The sequence below is a fragment of the Methylobacterium sp. J-043 genome (assembly GCF_022829505.1).
In the GTDB taxonomy this organism is placed as follows: Bacteria; Pseudomonadota; Alphaproteobacteria; order Rhizobiales; family Beijerinckiaceae; genus Methylobacterium; species Methylobacterium extorquens_A.
Genome location: NZ_JAKSYB010000063.1, coordinates 140,042 through 156,739 on the forward strand (window position 1 = coordinate 140,042; position 16,698 = coordinate 156,739).

14 protein-coding genes are annotated in these 16,698 nt (G+C 69.7%); 7 read left to right on the forward strand and 7 right to left on the reverse strand.

Annotated elements, in window-relative coordinates; genetic code table 11:
• Positions 1-204 precede the first annotated feature (204 nt).
• A complete protein-coding gene (locus MKK50_RS18635; RefSeq protein WP_499024490.1) occupies positions 205-1,449 on the forward strand; it encodes a glycosyltransferase family 61 protein in 1,245 nt (414 codons plus the stop codon).
• A 176-nt stretch (positions 1,450-1,625) separates the two neighbouring features.
• On the opposite strand, the gene MKK50_RS18640 is transcribed toward MKK50_RS18635, so the two are convergent.
• The 3 genes from MKK50_RS18640 to MKK50_RS18650 are packed head-to-tail and all read right to left on the reverse strand — an operon-like array spanning position 1,626 to position 3,939.
• Positions 1,626-2,921 carry a class I SAM-dependent RNA methyltransferase gene (locus tag MKK50_RS18640; protein WP_499024491.1) on the reverse strand — a complete coding sequence of 432 codons (1,296 nt, stop codon included), beginning with the start codon at positions 2,919-2,921 and terminating at the stop codon, positions 1,626-1,628.
• Complete coding sequence (locus MKK50_RS18645; RefSeq protein WP_499024493.1) at positions 2,914-3,660, reverse strand: TlyA family RNA methyltransferase; 747 nt, start codon at positions 3,658-3,660, stop codon at positions 2,914-2,916. Before MKK50_RS18645 ends, MKK50_RS18640 begins: the two co-directional genes overlap by 8 nt.
• Positions 3,661-3,663: 3 nt before the next feature.
• Positions 3,664-3,939 carry a hypothetical protein gene (locus tag MKK50_RS18650; RefSeq protein WP_499024496.1) on the reverse strand — a complete coding sequence of 92 codons (276 nt, stop codon included), beginning with the start codon at positions 3,937-3,939 and terminating at the stop codon, positions 3,664-3,666.
• 80 nt (positions 3,940-4,019) lie between these two features.
• On the opposite strand from MKK50_RS18650, the gene MKK50_RS18655 reads away from it, so the two are divergent.
• On the forward strand, positions 4,020-4,625 hold the full coding sequence (locus MKK50_RS18655; protein ID WP_499025115.1) for a superoxide dismutase family protein: 606 nt from the start codon (positions 4,020-4,022) through the stop codon (positions 4,623-4,625).
• Positions 4,626-4,670: 45 nt separating this feature from the next.
• Here MKK50_RS18655 and dxs read toward each other — a convergent pair whose 3' ends face one another.
• Positions 4,671-6,647 carry a 1-deoxy-D-xylulose-5-phosphate synthase gene (dxs, locus tag MKK50_RS18660; RefSeq protein WP_499025116.1) on the reverse strand — a complete coding sequence of 659 codons (1,977 nt, stop codon included), beginning with the start codon at positions 6,645-6,647 and terminating at the stop codon, positions 4,671-4,673.
• Between the two features lie 328 nt (positions 6,648-6,975).
• Between dxs and MKK50_RS18665 the strand changes: the two genes are divergently transcribed.
• From MKK50_RS18665 to ettA, 4 genes are all read left to right on the forward strand, one after another.
• Positions 6,976-7,230 carry a hypothetical protein gene (locus tag MKK50_RS18665; protein ID WP_253373143.1) on the forward strand — a complete coding sequence of 85 codons (255 nt, stop codon included), beginning with the start codon at positions 6,976-6,978 and terminating at the stop codon, positions 7,228-7,230.
• Between the two features lie 7 nt (positions 7,231-7,237).
• On the forward strand, positions 7,238-8,113 hold the full coding sequence (locus tag MKK50_RS18670; RefSeq protein WP_499024498.1) for a DNA/RNA non-specific endonuclease: 876 nt from the start codon (positions 7,238-7,240) through the stop codon (positions 8,111-8,113).
• Positions 8,114-8,179: 66 nt separating this feature from the next.
• Positions 8,180-8,455 carry a hypothetical protein gene (locus tag MKK50_RS18675; protein ID WP_499024501.1) on the forward strand — a complete coding sequence of 92 codons (276 nt, stop codon included), beginning with the start codon at positions 8,180-8,182 and terminating at the stop codon, positions 8,453-8,455.
• Positions 8,456-8,700: 245 nt separating this feature from the next.
• Complete coding sequence (gene ettA, locus MKK50_RS18680) at positions 8,701-10,353, forward strand: energy-dependent translational throttle protein EttA (RefSeq protein ID WP_253373149.1); 1,653 nt, start codon at positions 8,701-8,703, stop codon at positions 10,351-10,353.
• Positions 10,354-10,398: 45 nt separating this feature from the next.
• Here ettA and MKK50_RS18685 read toward each other — a convergent pair whose 3' ends face one another.
• From MKK50_RS18685 to MKK50_RS18695, 3 genes are all read right to left on the reverse strand, one after another.
• Entirely contained in the window at positions 10,399-11,619 is a 1,221-nt protein-coding gene (locus tag MKK50_RS18685; RefSeq protein ID WP_499024502.1) for a phosphopentomutase, read from the reverse strand.
• A 4-nt stretch (positions 11,620-11,623) separates the two neighbouring features.
• The gene (locus tag MKK50_RS18690; RefSeq protein WP_499024505.1) at positions 11,624-13,252 is read right to left on the reverse strand and encodes an ABC transporter ATP-binding protein; all 1,629 of its coding nucleotides are present in this window, start codon (positions 13,250-13,252) and stop codon (positions 11,624-11,626) included.
• 106 nt (positions 13,253-13,358) lie between these two features.
• Positions 13,359-15,539 (reverse strand): molybdopterin-containing oxidoreductase family protein, encoded by a 2,181-nt coding sequence (locus MKK50_RS18695; protein ID WP_499024507.1) that lies wholly within the window; start codon positions 15,537-15,539, stop codon positions 13,359-13,361.
• 222 nt (positions 15,540-15,761) lie between these two features.
• Between MKK50_RS18695 and MKK50_RS18700 the strand changes: the two genes are divergently transcribed.
• The gene (locus MKK50_RS18700) at positions 15,762-16,676 is read left to right on the forward strand and encodes a transglycosylase SLT domain-containing protein (protein WP_499024511.1); all 915 of its coding nucleotides are present in this window, start codon (positions 15,762-15,764) and stop codon (positions 16,674-16,676) included.
• The last annotated feature ends 22 nt before the right edge of the window (positions 16,677-16,698 follow it).

Here is a 16,698-nt window from a genome sequence, read left to right on the forward strand (position 1 = left end):
GACATGCGTCGGATTTCGCCCGCAGCGATATGCTAGAGCATCATCCCGAAAGGCGGCCGCCGGCTTTCGGAAAAAGATGATGCGAAGACAAGGGTCTAGAGCATCATACCGGACGGTACCCTCCGGGTTTCGGCACGATGCCCCAGCGGTGTTGCGAATTCCTTGAAGGGACGGGCGTCACGGCGGGACCCGTAAGGAGCAGGCTTGAACGACACGCAAGCGGATGAGGCTGCGGCGCATGCCCGGCTGATCGAGGACAACCTCGTCCTCACCTGCGAGGCCGGGCACCTGTACCGCGACGGCGGATTCGCGGGCGATGCCGCCCTGCTCGACCGGCTGCGGGAACGGGTAAGCCCGCTTACAGAAGTGGTCGGCGCGGTGTTTCCCGGCTTTCCCGCGCACGACCCCGCGCCGCCGCGCCTGTTCGGCGGCAGTGCCGCCTTCCGCGAGAAGCAGGGGGCCGCGCTCGCGGCGCCACGCCCGCCGGGACCGCCGACCCTGCTATGCGAGACCCGCGACGTGCGCCTTGCGGGCAACGCCCTGTTCCATGTCAAGGACGGCCGGCCGCAGGTGCTGTTCGAGACCTATCGGCCGCAGGAGCGGCACGTGGTGCCCGGCCCCGGCCCCGGCTTCCTGCATGTGGACGAGACTATCGCGGAAGCGGGCCTCGTCTTCCTCCTCAACTCCGCAGGCTCGTTCAATTACGGCCATTGGCTGATCGACGACCTGCCCCGGCTGCACGCGCTTGCGCTGCTGCGCAAACGTCATCCAGGAGTGCCGATCACCGTCGCGCTCGTGTCCTACTTCCCGCATATCGACGCAGCGCGGCGCCGCTCGATCCAGCTCCTCTTGGGCCACCGCGTCGCGATCCGCTTCCTCGACCGGTACAAGACCTACCGCTTTGCCCGCCTGCACCACGCCACGCCGTGCAGCCTGCCGAGCACGGGCAAGTCGCCGCACGCCCTGCGATATCTCACCGGGCAGGTGCAGGCGCGGACCCGCCTGCCGCGCGCGCTGTTCGCGCTCCGGAGGCTCACAGGGCGAGGCCTGCGCTTGTTCGTGGACCGGCATCCGGGGCGGGGCCGGGGGCTCGCCAACCGCGACGCCGTACTCGGCGGGCTGCGCGGCCTCGGCTTCGAGGTCTTCGACCCCGAACTCACCAGCGTGCGGCAGCAGGTGGTGCGGTTCTCGGCCGCCGAGATTGTGGTCGGCATTGCCGGGGCGGGGATGGCCAACACGGTCTTCTGCCGGCCCGGCACGCCGGTCATCCACCTCGTGCCGGAGGGCTGGGAGGACCGGTTCTACGGCGAGATCGCCACCGCCTGCGGCCAGGATTACGCGGCGGTGTTCGGCTCCCGGATCCCGTCGGACGCGCCCGAGTACCTTCGGGATTTCGCGATCGACCCGGAGGCCCTGCGCGAGGCCCTCGCGGCCGCGGGACTCCGCTAGCGCATCGTCCTGGATATCGGATCTAGGACGATGCTCCAAGCTATTGTTTTTGCATCGTCTTTGTTCCGAAAGCCGGCAACCACCTTTCGGGACGATGCTCTAAAACCCGAGATCCCAAGGGGATCATCCCTTTGGCGGGGTCTCGAGGCAGCGCCCCGATCTCCCGCCATCAAGGTTCAGCGCGGGCGGCGCAGGGTTCGGCCGGTGACCTTCGCCTGCTTGCGGAACACCCCGACCAGCTCGACATGGGCCGACCACGCGAACTGATCCACCGGCGTGACCCGCTCCAACCGGTAGCCGCCCGCGATCAGGGTCGCGGCGTCGCGGGCGAAGGTGCCGGGATCGCAGGCCACGCCGACGACGAGGGGCACCTTCGATTCCGCGATCCGGCGCACCTGTGCCTCGGCTCCGGCACGGGGCGGGTCGAACACCACCGCGTCGAGGGCATCAAGTTCCGGCCCGAGCAACGGGCGGCGGAACAGGTCGCGCGCCTCCGCCGTGATCCGGGCGTAACCAGCTCCGGCCCGGTAGGCGCGGATGAGGGCGGTGATCGCTGCTGCCTCGCCCTCGGCGGCGTGGACCTCACGGGCGCCGGCCGCGAGCGTCAGGGCGAAGGGACCGCTGCCGCAGAACAGGTCGCCGACGCGCCGCACCTTGGCCTTGCCCTCGTCCATGGCCTCCAGCACCAGGGCGGTCAGGCTCGCCTCGCCGGCCTGCGTCGCCTGAAGGAAGCTGCCGGGCGAGGGCACGCGCCGGGCCGGCCCCTCGCCGACCGCGGGCGGGCGGCGCTCGACCACCACGTCGCCGTGGATCGACAGACGGGCGAGGTCGAGTTCGCCGGCAAGCCGGGTGAGGACGCCTCGGACGCCGTCGCTGACCTGCCCGTGGCCGCGGATGTCGATGTCGAGGCCGGTCACGGTGGCGGTGGCGGCGATGTCGAGCGGCTTGCGGCCGTGCCCGAGCGGGGCGGCGAGCGCCTCCGCGACGGCCGGCGCCCGGTGCAGGCCCGGCACGGTGATCGGGCAATGGTCGATCGGCACCAGCGCGTGGCTGCGCGCGGCCATCAGCCCGGCCCGCGCCCGGCCCTCGATCTCACGCACGTGCAGGGTGATCCGCCGCCGGCCCTCTCCCTGGGCGTCGAGGAGCGGCATCAGCGTGGTCTCGATGCGCGCCTGCCCCAGTGCCCCGGCGACGATGCCGCGCTTCCACTCCGCGTAAGGGGCGGGGGCGAGGTGCTGCACGGCGCAGCCGCCGCAGGCCGAGAAATACGGGCAGAACGGCGCGATCCGCTCCGGCGACGCCTCCTCCACGGCGATCAACGTGCCGATTCGGTCGCCGCGATGCACCCGCACGCGCTCGCCGGGCAGGGCGCCGGGCACTGCCAGCCCGCCCTCCGTGAGGCCGTCGCCGCGGGCGCCGAGCCGGGCGATGGTCAGGGTTTCTTCGATCACGTCGGACATGGGATCAATCATGAGAGGAACGCCTCGCGGCGACCAGGAACTCGCGGTTGCCGTCGCCGCCCTCGATGGGGGAGGGGATCGGCCCCGACACGGTGAAACCGAGGCCGACGAGTACGGCGCGCACGCCCTCGCAGACCTCGGCATGAATGTGCGGATCGCGCACGATGCCGCCGCGCCCGACCCGCTCGCGGCCGGCTTCGAATTGCGGCTTGATCAGCGCGGCGATCGCGGCCTCGTCGGCGAGCTGAGCGGCCACCGCCGGCAGGACCAGGCGCAGGCCGATGAAGCTCACGTCGATGGTGGCCAGCCGCGGCGCCGGCTGGATCGCGCCCGGCGGGAGGGCGCGGATGTCGGTGCCCTCCAGGCTCGTCACCCGCGGGTCGGCGCGCAGGGCGGCGTCGAGCTGGTCGCGACCGACATCGACGGCGTGGACATGGGCCGCGCCGCGCCGCAGCAGCACGTCGGTGAAGCCGCCGGTCGAGGCGCCGACATCGAGGCAGGGAAGACCCGTCGGGTCGAGGCCGAACGCGTCGAGCGCCGCGGCAAGCTTCAGGCCGCCGCGGGAGACGTAAGGGTGGGGGGCCGACGCCTCGATCCGGGCGTTGGCCTCGACCAGATCCGAGGGGCGCGTGACGAGGCGGCCGTCGGCGCTGACGAGACCGGCCTCGATCGCCGCCCGCGCCTGCGCCCGGCTGCGGAAATGCCCGCGCTCGACCAGGAACCGGTCGGCCCGCAGCCGCTCGCCCGTCATCGGTCACCCTTTCGCAAACCGCTCCGCCGCGCCCGAGGCTCTCGTCCCGAATACCGGGTCCGGGACGAAAATTTCGGATTTCGATGTTGCATCGTTCTTTTCCAAAAGCCGGTGGCCGCCTTTCGGGACGATGCTCACGTGATCGAGACGGACCGGCCCGTCCCCTGTCGGAATGCGCCGCTTCGCGTTACCTACAGCATCGCCTGAGACGGCGCGTGCCGGCTCGTCCGAAAAGGGCGATGCGAAATCCGCTTTTGCCGGGTAGCCCGGATTGCGCACCGCCTCAAGCGGTGGCGGAATCCCGGGCGGAACCGCCGGGCCGCAGCAACGGAGTGAGTCAGTTCATGAGAGATGCCATCATGCGAGGGGCCACGACGCCTGCCATCCGCCGTATACCGGTCGCCATCCCTTTGGCGGCGGCCCTGCTCGCGGGCCTTGCCGGATCCGCCTTCGCGCAGGATGGCAAGGAGGCTCCGAAGGAGCCGGCCCCCGCCAAGACGGAGAGTGCCGGCGCGCCGCAGACCTACGAGAGCGCGATCACCAACGGCAAGGGTGACACCATCGGCAAGATCATGATCCGCGACGGGGCGAACTCCCTCGTCATGCGGTTATCGATTCAGGCCGGCGGCCTGCCTCCGGGCTGGCACGGCATCCATTTCCACGCCGTCGGCGACTGCTCGGACACGGAAAAGTTCGAGAAGTCGAAGGCCCACGTGAACCACGACCAGAGCAAGCACGGCCTGCTCAACCCCGACGGCCCGGACGAGGGCGACCTGCCCAACGTCTTCGCCAACGCCGACGGCTCGGTGAACGCGGAAGTGTCGAGCGAAACCCCGCTGACCGGCGAGGGCGGCCTGCGCGACGGCGACGGCTCGGCGCTGATCATCCACGCCAACGAGGACGACCACACGAGCCAGCCCATCGGCGGCGCGGGCTCGCGCATCGGCTGCGCGGTGATCAAGTAACACGCCTCTTGCCCTCCCCCTGCGGGGGGAGGGCGTTGTCGGAGGCTACCGCTTCAGGCTCACCACGCTGCCCTCGCGCTGCGCCGCCTTCTCCGGCAGTGCGGCGCGGACGGCCTTGAGGATGCCGTCGGCGTCGAGACCGGCCTCGGCGTACATCTTCTCCGGCTTGTCGTGGTCCTGGTAGCTGTCCGGCAGCGTCAGCGTGCGGACCCGGACCCGGCCCGTGTCGAGCACGCCGCGCTCGGCCAGCAGGTGCAGCACCATCGCCCCGAAGCCGCCGACCGAGCCTTCCTCAACCGTCACCAGAACCTCGTGGCTCATCGCCAGATCGACGATCAGCTCCGCGTCCAGCGGCTTGGCAAAGCGCGCATCCGCCACCGTCGCCGCGACACCCTCGGCCTCCAACGCGTCGGCCGCCTTCAGCGCCTCCGACAAGCGCGTGCCGAGCGAGAGCAGCGCGACCCGCGCCCCTTCCGGACGCCGCACCACACGGCCCCGGCCGATCGCCAGCGGCTCACCCTTCTCGGGAAGTTCGATGCCGACCCCCTCGCCGCGCGGGTAGCGCAGCGCGATCGGGCCCGAATCGTGCGCGTGGCAGGTCGCCACCATGTGCACCAGTTCCGCCTCGTCGGCGGCGGCCATCACCGTCATGTTCGGCAGGCAGCAGAGATAGGCCAGATCGAACGCGCCCGCATGGGTCGCGCCGTCGGCACCGACCAGACCGGCCCGGTCGAGGCAGAACCGCACCGGAAGGTTCTGCAGGGCGACATCGTGCACGACCTGATCGTAGGCCCGCTGCAGGAAGGTCGAGTAGATCGCCACGAACGGCTTGTAGCCTTCCGTCGCCAGGCCGCCGGCAAACGTCACCGCGTGCTGCTCGGCGATGCCGACGTCGAAGGTCCGGTCGGGATGCGCCTTGCCGAATAGGTCGATGCCGGTGCCGCCGGGCATGGCGGCGGTGATTGCCACCACCTTCGGGTCGGCATCGGCCGCCTTGATCAGGCTCTCGCCGAACACCCTTGTATAGGCCGGGGCGTTGGCCTTGGCCTTGGCCTGCACGCCCGAGACCACGTCGAACTTGACCACGCCGTGGTAGCGGTCGGCGCTGGCTTCCGCCGGCGCGTAGCCCTTGCCCTTCTGGGTGACGACGTGGAGCAGGATCGGGCCCTGATCCGAGTCGCGCACGTTCTTCAGGACGGGGAGCAGGTGGTCGAGGTTGTGCCCGTCCACGGGGCCGACATAGTGGAAGCCCATCTCCTCGAACATCGTGCCGCCGCCGACGATCAGCGAGCGAGCATATTCCTCGGCCGCCGCCGCGCGCTGGTAGAGCGCCTTCGGCAGCAGCTTGCCGAGCTGCTTGGCGGTCTCGCGGAGCGAGCGGTAGGTGCCGCCCGAGGCCAGCCGCGCGAGGTAGGCCGACATCGCACCGACGGGGGGCGCGATCGACATGTCGTTGTCGTTGAGGATGACGATCAGGCGCGAGTGCAGCGCGCCGGCATTGTTCATGGCTTCATAGGCCATGCCCGCCGACATCGAGCCGTCGCCGATCACCGCGATCATGTTGCGGCGCCTCAGAGCCGGGCCGCCCGCAGCCTTGGCGTCCGCCTCGTCGAGGTCGCGCGCCACGGCCATGCCGAGCGCGGCGGAGATCGAGGTGGAGGAATGCGCCGCGCCGAAGGGGTCGTACTCGCTCTCCGAACGCTTGGTGAAGCCGGACAGGCCCCCGCCCTGGCGCAGCGTGCGGATGCGGTCGCGGCGGCCGGTGAGGATCTTGTGCGGGTAGCACTGGTGGCCGACGTCCCAGACGATGCGGTCGTCGGGGGTGTCGAAGACGTGGTGGAGCGCCACCGTCAGCTCGACCACGCCCAGCCCCGAACCGAGATGGCCACCGGTGATCGACACGGCGTCGATCATCTCGGCGCGCACCGCGTCGGCCACCCGCCGAAGCTCGCTCTCCGGCAGAAGCCGGAGACGATCCGGCGTCTCAAGACCCTCAAGGATCGTCGTGTCCGCTAGTGCCAAAGCCTTCACCCGTCTCTCAATGCGTTCCCGTCGGCAGGCGGCTCTTGCAGGGCCGCACGCCCGAATCCTCGAACGCGGCCTGCCTTCGGATCTCGCCCGCCCCCGGAAACCGCTCTCCCGGGACATATGAACGATCATTCTAGCGCAAACCGATCATGGGATACCATGATCTTGCTGCAACAGCGGCGCGTCTTTCAGACGATTCGGCCGCTTCGTCTGCCTTCAGAGTTAAGGCAGCCTCACGATTTCACGCGTGACGCGCCCTCAATTATGGATGAAGGCTGCATTGATCAACATCTCGCCCGCTCATCCCTGAGGCTGCCGCCCGATGCCTATCGCCGCAACGTTACCGGCCGCGGCCGCGCTGGCGCTCGCCCTGATCGGTGGGAGCGCGGCCTGGGCGGCGGATGCCGGCAGGCCCTACCCCGGCACGGCGCGCTGCCCCGACGACGTTCGCTGCCGCCGCCCGCCGGGACCGCCGGACCGGGACATCCGTCCGCTGATCGATCCGCTCGGGCGCCCCTGCGGCTTCCGCTGGCGCGAAACGCCGTCCGGCCCCCGCCGCGTCCGGGTCTGCTACTAACTTGGCGATGGCACTGCGTCCGCTCGTTCCGGCTCTTCTCCTTGTCGTCGTCTCGCACGCGGCTTTGTCCCAGGCCCTGCCGGAGGCGCCGGCCTGCCCCACCCTGTTCGCGGACGGCCGGGCGCCGACGCTCACCAACCCGAAGCTGGCCGACAGAGCCGTCCCGCTCTGCTTCGAGGCCTTCGCCGTGCTCCATTCGGGCGTCTCGCGCACGCCGCTCTACGCCGCCGAGCGCCTGACGCGCCGGAGCGTGTCCGCCGCCCGGCGGGTCGAGCGCGCCGACGCCTTCCACGACGAGGACCGGCTGCCCGAGGACGACCGCGCGAGCCTGGCCGACTATGTCCGCAGCGGCTACGACCGCGGCCATCTCGCGCCGGCCGGCGACATGCCGAGCGCGGTGGCCCAGGCCGAATCCTTCAGCCTCGCCAACATCGTGCCCCAGAACCGAGCGGTGAACCGCGGCCTGTGGGCGGCGATCGAGGAGAGCGTGCGCCGGCTGGCCGCCGAGCGCGGCGAGATCTTCGTCGTGACCGGCCCGATCTTCGAGGGCCGCTCGGTCGGGGCGATCAAGGGGCGGGTGCTGGTGCCGACCCAGATGTTCAAGGCGATCTACGATCCGCGCACCGGCGAGGCCGGGGCCTATCTCGTACCGAATGCGGCAGGCGCGGAGTGGCGCGCGGTCTCGCTCGCGAGCCTGCGGGAGACGGCGGGGCTCGACGTGTTCCCGTCGCTGCCCGAGGCGAGCAAGGCTAAGGCGATGGCGCTGCCCGAGCCGCAGGAATTCTCCCGCGGCGGCCAGGAATCCTTCGCCGACTTCCTCAAGCAACTGGCCGTCGATGTCCTGCGCCGGCTCTGGCGCGAGCTGATGCGCGCGATCTTCTAGAGCATCGTCCCGAAAGGTGGCCACCGGCTTTCGGATTCGGACGATGATCGAGCCAAGGAGTCCCCGATGCCGCGCCGCAAAGCCGATGCCCTCCACTTCCGTCCCTTCGCGGAGGATGCGGGCGTCCAGACCTTCGCCGGCTTCTCCATCGAGAACGGCAGGCAGCGCATCGCCCTGCACGGCAGCCTCGACCTCACCCGTGACCGGGCAGGGTTGAAGCGTGCCAGAGCGCTGAAGAGTCTGCTCGACGCGGTGGTCGCCACCCTCGAAGCGGAGGATCTGCCCGACGCCGTGCCCGAAGAGCCGGAGGCGGCCGAGCCGGTGCGCAACCCCTTCGCCTGAGGACCTTTCACCCCTGCCCGACATCGGGCCGGCGCCGGGCGCCGCCTTGCCCTTGCCGGGCGCCGCCTTGCCCCTGCCGGGCGGCCCTGATACTCGAACACGAAATTCTTCATCCGCGAGCGGACGGCGCCCCGCGCGGCATGGCTCGAGCCCCTCGGCTCGACAGAGCCAGCCTCGCGCGAGAGGCCACGCATCCGCGAGCGCCGGCCCGACCGGCTCCCACGCTTCACGCAGGACGAACGTACATGGCCCGCGAATTCATCTACCACATGCGGGGTCTGACCAAGACCTATGTCGGGGGCAAGAAGGTCCTCGAAAACGTCAACCTGTCGTTCTACCCCGACGCCAAGATCGGCGTGCTCGGCATCAACGGCGCCGGCAAGTCGACGCTGCTGAAGATTATGGCCGGCATCGACAAGGACTGGACCGGCGAAGGCTTCGTCGCGCAGGGCGCGCGCGTCGGCTACCTGCCGCAGGAGCCGCAGCTCGATCCGAACAAGTCAGTGCGCGAGAACGTCATGGAGGGCGTCGCCGAGAAGCAGGCGCTGCTCGACCGCTACAACGAACTCGCGATGAACTATTCCGAGGAGACGGCGGACGAGATGACCGCCCTCCAGGACCAGATCGAGGCCCAGAACCTGTGGGAACTTGATTCCAAGGTCGATCAGGCCATGGAAGCGCTCGGCTGCCCGAGCGACGAGCAGCCGGTTGCGACGCTCTCGGGCGGCGAGCGCCGCCGCGTCGCGCTGTGCAAGCTGCTGCTGTGGGAGCCGGAACTGCTGCTTCTGGACGAGCCGACCAACCACCTCGACGCCGAGACGGTGAACTGGCTGGAGGGCCACCTCAAGCAGTATCCGGGCGCGATCCTGATCGTGACCCACGATCGCTACTTCCTCGACAACGTCACCGGCTGGATCCTCGAGCTCGATCGCGGACGGGGCTACCCCTACGAGGGCAACTACTCGGCGTGGCTGGTGCAGAAGCAGAAGCGCCTGGAGCAGGAGGGCCGCGAGGACATGGCCCGCCAGCGCTCGATCAATCGCGAGCAGGAGTGGATCTCGGCCTCGCCCAAGGCCCGGCAGTCGAAGTCGAAGGCGCGTATCACGCGCTACGAGGAGTTGGTCGCCAAGCAGAACAACAAGATCGACGCGGCCGCGCAGATCGTCATCCCGATCGACGAGCGGCTGGGCACCAACGTCATCGAGTTCGACCACCTCAACAAGGCGTTCGGTGATCGCCTCCTGATCGAGGATCTCTCGTTCAAGCTGCCGCCAGGCGGCATCGTCGGCGTCATCGGCCCGAACGGCGCCGGCAAGACCACGCTGTTCAAGATGATCACCGGCCAGGAAAAGCCCGACGGCGGGGCGATCGCCGTCGGCGAGACGGTCAAGCTCGGCTACGTCGATCAGTCGCGCGATGCGCTCGATCCCAACGCGACCGTCTGGCAGGAAGTGTCGGGCGGCAACGACATCATCTACTTCAACAAGCGCGAGATCAATTCGCGCGCCTATTGCGCGGCCTTCGCCTTCAAGGGCGGCGACCAGCAGAAGAAGGTCGGCACGCTCTCGGGCGGTGAGCGCAACCGCGTGCATCTGGCCCGTACGCTCAAGGGCGGCGCCAACGTGCTGCTCCTCGATGAGCCGACCAACGACCTCGACATGGAGACCCTGCGCGCCCTCGAGGACGCGCTGGAGGATTACGCGGGCTGCGCCGTCATCATCAGCCACGATCGCTGGTTCCTGAACCGCATCGCGACCCACATCCTCGCTTTTGAGGGCGACAGCCACGTCGAGTGGTTCGAGGGCAACTTCTCGGAATACGAGGCGGATAAGAAGCGCCGCCTCGGCCTCGATTCGATTATCCCGAAGAAGCTGAAGTACAAGAAGTTTTCGCGCTGACACTCCCCTCTCCCCGCCATGCGGGGAGAGGGCTCTGTACGGTCCTCACCACCACGCCTTGCCCGCCCCGAGCGGCGGCAGGCCGAGATGGGCCGCGACTGACGCGCCGATGTCCGAAAACGTTTCGCGCGGCCCGATCGAACCGGGCGCGATCTCCGGTCCGAAGGCCAGCACCGGCACCTGCTCGCGGGTGTGCTCGGTGCCGGTCCAAGTCGGGTCGTTGCCGTGGTCGGCGGTGATGACGCAGAGATCGCCGGGCCTCAGGACCGCGTGGATCTCGGGCACGCGGGCGTCGAAGGCTTCCAGTTCGGCGGCGTAGCCCGGCACGTCGCGGCGGTGGCCGTGCTCGGTGTCGAAATCCACGAGGTTGAGGAAGACGAAGCCGCCCTCAGGCAGTCCGGCGAAGGCATCGAGCGCCGCGTCGAGGCAGGCGGCGTTGCCGGCGGGCTTGATCTCGCGGCCGGTGGCGCGGTGGGCGAAGATGTCGCCGATCTTGCCGACGCTCACGACCGCCCGGCCCTTAGCCTCCAAACCGTCGAGCAGCGTCCCGGCCGGAGGCGCGACGGAAAAATCCTTGCGGCGGCTAGTGCGGCGGAACCCCTCCGCCTCGCTGCCGAGGAAGGGCCGGGCGATGACCCGGCCGACGCGGTAGGGGTCGCAAAGTTCGCGCGCGATCCGGCAGGTCTCGGTGAGCCGCTCCAGCCCGAACGTCTCCTCGTGCGCGGCGATCTGGAACACGCTGTCGGCCGAGGTGTAGCAGATCGGCCGGCCCGTCCGGACATGCTCGGCCCCGAACGCGTCGATGATCGCGGTGCCCGAGGCGTGGCGGTCGCCGAGGATGCCCGGCAGCCCTGCCCGCTCGATCAGCTCCGCCGTCAGCTCCGCCGGGAAGGCGGGCTGCGTATCGGGAAAGTGGCCCCAATCTTCGCGCACCGACACGCCCGCGATCTCCCAATGGCCCGACGGGGTGTCTTTGCCCGAAGCGGTCTCGACGGCGTGGCCCCAGAGCGCCTGCACCGGTCCCTCCGGCGCGAGCCCCGGCGGCATGCGCCCGGTGGCGCCCTCGCAGGCGAGCCCGAGGCCGAGCGCGGCGAGGTTCGGCAGGCGTAAACGGCCGGTGCGCAGACCCGGCCGGTCGCCGCGCCCGGCGGCGCAGGCCTCGGCGATATGCCCGACCGTGTCGGAGCCGGAATCGCCGTAGCGGTTCGCATCCGGAGCGCCGCCGATGCCGACGGAATCGAGGACGATGAGGAGGGCGCGGGCCATGCGTTCAGGCCGGCTCGATCTCGGCGGTGGTGGCGGCGTCCATTTCGAAGGCCGCCGCGAACAGGGTGCGGGTGTAGTCGGTCTTCGGTGCGGCAAAAATCTCTTCGGCCGGGCCTTCCTCGACCACTTGGCCGTGCTGCATCACCATGACGTAGTTCGAGAGCGCGCGGACCACCTTGAGGTCGTGGCTGATGAACAGGTAGGCGATGCCCCGCTCGCGCTGGAGGTCGCGCAGCAGCGTCACGATCTGCGCCTGCACCGAACGGTCGAGCGCCGAGGTCGGCTCGTCGAGGACGACGAAGCGGGGCTTCAAGACGATGGCGCGGGCAATCGCGATGCGCTGGCGCTGGCCGCCGGAGAATTCGTGCGGGTAGCGGTCCATCGCCGCCGGATCGAGCCCGACATCAGTGAGCGCCTTCGCTACGAGGGCGCGGCGCTCGTCGCCGCCCTTTACCAGCCCCTGCACGGCCAACCCCTCGGCGACGATGTCGCCCACCGACATGCGCGGCGAGAGCGAGCCGTAGGGATCTTGGAAGACCACCTGCATGTCCTTGCGCAGGGGCCGCATCAGGGCGGGGCCGCGCCCCTCGATCCGCTGCCCGAGGAACACGATCGGGCCCTCGGATTCAGTGAGCCGCAGCAGAGCGAGGCCGAGGGTGGTCTTGCCCGAGCCGGATTCGCCGACGACGCCGACCGTCTCGCCCGCCCGCACCCGGAGCCGCACGCCATCGACCGCCTTGACGTGGCCGACGGTGCGCCGGAGCAGCCCCGCCTTGAGGGGAAACCACACTTTGAGCGGACCGGCCTCGACCAGCTCCTCGGCGTCATCGGGCACCGGGTTCGCCCGGCCGGTGGGCTCGGCGGCGAGGAGGCGCTGCGTGTATTCGTGCTGGGGCCGGGTGAAGACCCGATCGACCGGACCCGCCTCGACGATCCGGCCGGCGAGCATCACGCAGACCCGGTCGGCGATGCGCCGGACGATGCCGAGGTCGTGGGTGATGAACAGCATCGCCATGCCGAGCCGCTTTTGCAGGTCGGCGAGCAGCGCGAGGATCTGCGCCTGCACGGTGACGTCGAGGGCGGTGGTCGGCTCGTCGGCGACCAGCAGGTCGGGCTCGCAGGCGAGCGCCATGGCGATCATCACCCGCTGGCGCTGGCCACCGGACAATTCGTGCGGATAGGCGCCGAGCCGCCGCTCGGCATCGCGGATGCCGACGAGATCCATGAGTTCGAGGATGCGGGTGCGCGCCGCTTTGCCCTTCAGGCCGCGGTGGATCTCCAGCACTTCGCCGATCTGCCGTTGGATGGAGTGGAGCGGGTTGAGCGAGGTCATCGGCTCCTGGAACACCATGGTGATGTCCGCGCCGCGCACCGCGCGCATCTCGCGCTCGGGCAAGGCCAGGAGGTCGCGACCCTTGAACAGGATCTTTCCGCCTGGATGATGCGCGGCGCCGTCGAGCAGCCGCAGGATCGAGAGCGCCGTCACCGACTTGCCGGAGCCGGATTCGCCGACCAGGGCCAGGGTCTCCCCCCGCTCGATGGCGAAGCTGACGCGGTCCACCGCGCGCGTCTCACGTGTCCCGCTTCGGAAGGCGACCGAGAGATCCTCGACGGTCAGCAGCGTATCGGACATCGAACCCCGGCGAACGAAAAACGGCCCGCCGCGATCCGGTGTCGGAGCGGCGGGCCGAGGGGTTATAGCGCGCGGGGCCTCCTACGCGAATCGTCTTCGCGTCGCGCTACTGCGCCAGCCCGACCTGCACGAGGTTGTCGCTGAAGGTCGGCGAGTGGCCCATGCCGCCATAGGTCGAGGCGCTGATGACGTTCACCGCCCCGTCGCGGTTGAGCGAGTGCCAGTAGCCGAGCGAGGCGATCACGAGCCCCGGCGGCACCTCGTCGGTGACGCGCGCCTGCCCGTGGAAGGCGCCGCGATCGTTGAACACCCGCACCAGCGCGCCTTCGCCGATCTCGCGGCTCTGGGCGTCGCTCGGGTTGATCAGGATCGTCTGCTCGCCCTGTGCGCGGACCTTGTGCGCCTCGTTGGCGTATTGCGAGTTGAGGAAGCCGTGGCTCTTCGGCGAGACGATGTTGAGGGGATAGCGCTCGGCTTGGGCCGGATTCGTCTCCGGCCGCTCGTTGGCCGGCACGTAGCCCGGCAGCGGGTCGAGGGCCTCGCCGCCCTGGAACTGCTCGTACATCTGCCGGAAGGGCGGCGCGACGAAATTGCCACCCGTGACCGCCGCTTCCGAGTAGAACTCGCACTTGCCGGACGGCGTCGGGAAGTTGCCCTCGGCATGCGGTGTGCGCGTGTCCGGATCGCCGATGTTCAGGCGGTACCAGCCGTGCTGGCGGAAATGGTCCATGCCGATGCCGCCGAGCTTCGGACTCTCCCAATCGAGATACCATTCCATGAGTTCGGTCTCGCTCATGGAGAACTGCGGCTCGGTGAAGCCGAAGGTCTTGGCCAGCCGCCGGAACAGCTCGGCATTCGAGACCGTCTCGCCCAGCGGCTCGATCGCCTTCTGGTTCAGCGTGAAGAAGAAGTGCCCCCAGGAGAACATCATGTCGTCGTGCTCGGCCGCCATGGTGGCCGGGAGCAGGATATCGGCGTAGCGGGCGGTGTCGGTGACGAAGTGCTCGCTGACGACCGTGAACAGATCCTCGCGGGCGAGCCCACGCTTGATCTTGGCGGTCTCGGTCGAGTTCGAGACCGGGTTGGCGTTGTAGACCATCAGGGCGTGGATGCCGGGCTCGATCCCGGCCTCGCCGGTCAGCACCTCGCCGAGCTTGAGCACGTTGAGCACCCGCGTGCCCTCGGGGATCAGGTCCGGCCGGCAGACCCGGTCCCAGTGCACCGGGAATTCCCAGAGCGGCATCTGGTAGACGCCGCCGCCCGGATCCTTCCAAGAACCGGTGAGGGCGGGAAGCGAGAAGATCGCCCGCAGCGCCTGGGCGCCGCCGGCACTCCGCTCCACCGCCACGCCGGGCCGCAGCGCCGCGTTGCGGGTGGTGGCGTATTCGCGCGCGAGCTGCCGGATGTCATCGGCCTGGATGCCGCAGATTTCAGACGCGTATTCCGGCGTGAAGGCCTGCGCCCGTTCCTTCAACGGCTCGAAGCCGACCGTGTGGCGGGCGATGTAGTCGTCGTCGGTCAGGCCCTCTTCGACGATGACGTGGATCATCGCCATGGCGAGCGCGCCGTCGGTGCCGGGCCTGGGCATCAGGTGCCAATCGGCCTGGGCGGCGGTGCGCGAGCGGTAGGGGTCGATCACGATGACGCGGGCGCCGTGGCGTTGCGCCTCCTTCACCACGTGCCAGTGGTGGATGTTGGTCGAGACCGAGTTGCAGCCCCAGATCACGATCAGCTTCGATTGCGCGAAGCTCATCGGGTCGGTGCCGTTGGTCGGGCCGACCGTGAGCAGCCACGCCGTGCACGAGCCGGACCCGCAGAAGGTCTTCTCCGCCACCGTGGCGCCGAGGCGGTTGAAGAAGGCGTCACCCACGGTGAGCCCCTGCACCACGCCCTCGTTGCCGAGGTAGTTGTAGGGAAGGATCGCCTCCGCCCCATGCGTCTCGATGATGCCGGTGAAGCGGCGGTGGATCTCGGCGAGCGCCTCGTCCCAGGTGATCCGCTCGAAGAGGCCGCTGCCCTTCGGGCCGGCGCGGCGCATCGGGTAGAGGATGCGATCGGGGTTGTAGTGGTGACGGTCGAAGTCCTTGAGCTTGCCGCAGAGGGCGCCGCGGGTCATCGGGTGGTCGGGGTTGCCGCGCACGTCGATCAGCCGACCGTTCTCGACGGTGTAGATCATCGAGCAGGTATCGGGGCAGTCGTGCGGGCAGGCGCCGAGCCGGGTGACGGCTTCGGAAACGGACTTTGCGGCCGCCTCGGCGTCGATCTCCGAGATGCGCTCTTCGAGCATCGTGTTCCTCCTCATGAGGCCGGATCTTGGCGTCCGGCTCTTGCAAGCATCGAGCCTAGCGCGCGGGGCGCCAGAAAAATAGTGCAATTCTAAGAACACTACTAAGGTACGGCTCCCTCGCGAAGCGCTACGCCGGCACAATGATGCTCGCCGACAGGGCAGGCCCTGCGGGGTAAGCGGGCAGCCATCCCCTTCCTGGGCCGGCGCCCTAAATCAGCCGCCGTGTCTCGTTTCGCCCTCGTCTTCCTGCCGGCCGCCCTCGCCATGCTCGCCGGTCCCGCGCGTGCGGCCCCCTCGCCCGAAAGCGAGACGGTGGAGCAGGCGCTCTGCCGGCTGATCGAGGACTCGGCCAGGGCGCGAAAGCTGCCGGTGCCGTTCCTCACCCGTCTGATCTGGCGCGAGAGCGCGTTTCGCGTCGGCGTGGTGAGCCCGGCGGGCGCACAGGGCATCGCGCAGTTCATGCCGGGTACGGCGCGGGAGCGCGGGCTCAGCGATCCGTTCGACCCGGAACAGGCGATCCCGCACGCGGCGCATTTCCTGGCTGACCTGAAGCGGCAATTCGGCAATCTCGGGCTCGCGGCGGCGGCCTATAACGGCGGGCCGGGGCGCGTCTCGGCTTGGCTCGCCGGCAGCGGCGGCCTGCCCGCCGAGACGCGGGCCTACGTCATCGGCATCACCGGCCGCCCGGCGGAGGATTGGCGGCCGAACGCGAGCGTGGAAATGCCGGAAGGGGCCGATCCGGCAGCGAAGAAGGTTGAAGGGAAGCCGGAGGACAAGCCGCCCCCGCCGGAGGCCGAGACGCAGAGCTGTCTTCAGGTCACCGCGGCGCTCCGCGTCCCGTCGCGCGGAGACCGCTTCGCCCTGGCGATCGAGGGCGGCCCGGCCGCGCCCTGGGGCGTGCAGCTCGCCGGCAACTTCTCGAAGTCGCTGGCGCTGGCGAGCTTCCAGCGGGCGCGCACGCGCTACACCAGCGTGATCGGTGAGGTGCGGCCGATGATCGTCGGCACCCGCCTGCGCTTTCGCGGCACGCGCACCTTCTACCGGGTGCGCATCCCGGCCGAGAGCCGGAACGCGGCCGACGGGCTCTGCCAGAAGATCCGCGGGGTCGGCGGCGCCTGCCTCGTCCTGAGGACATAACTCCCAACGTCGCCACCCCGCG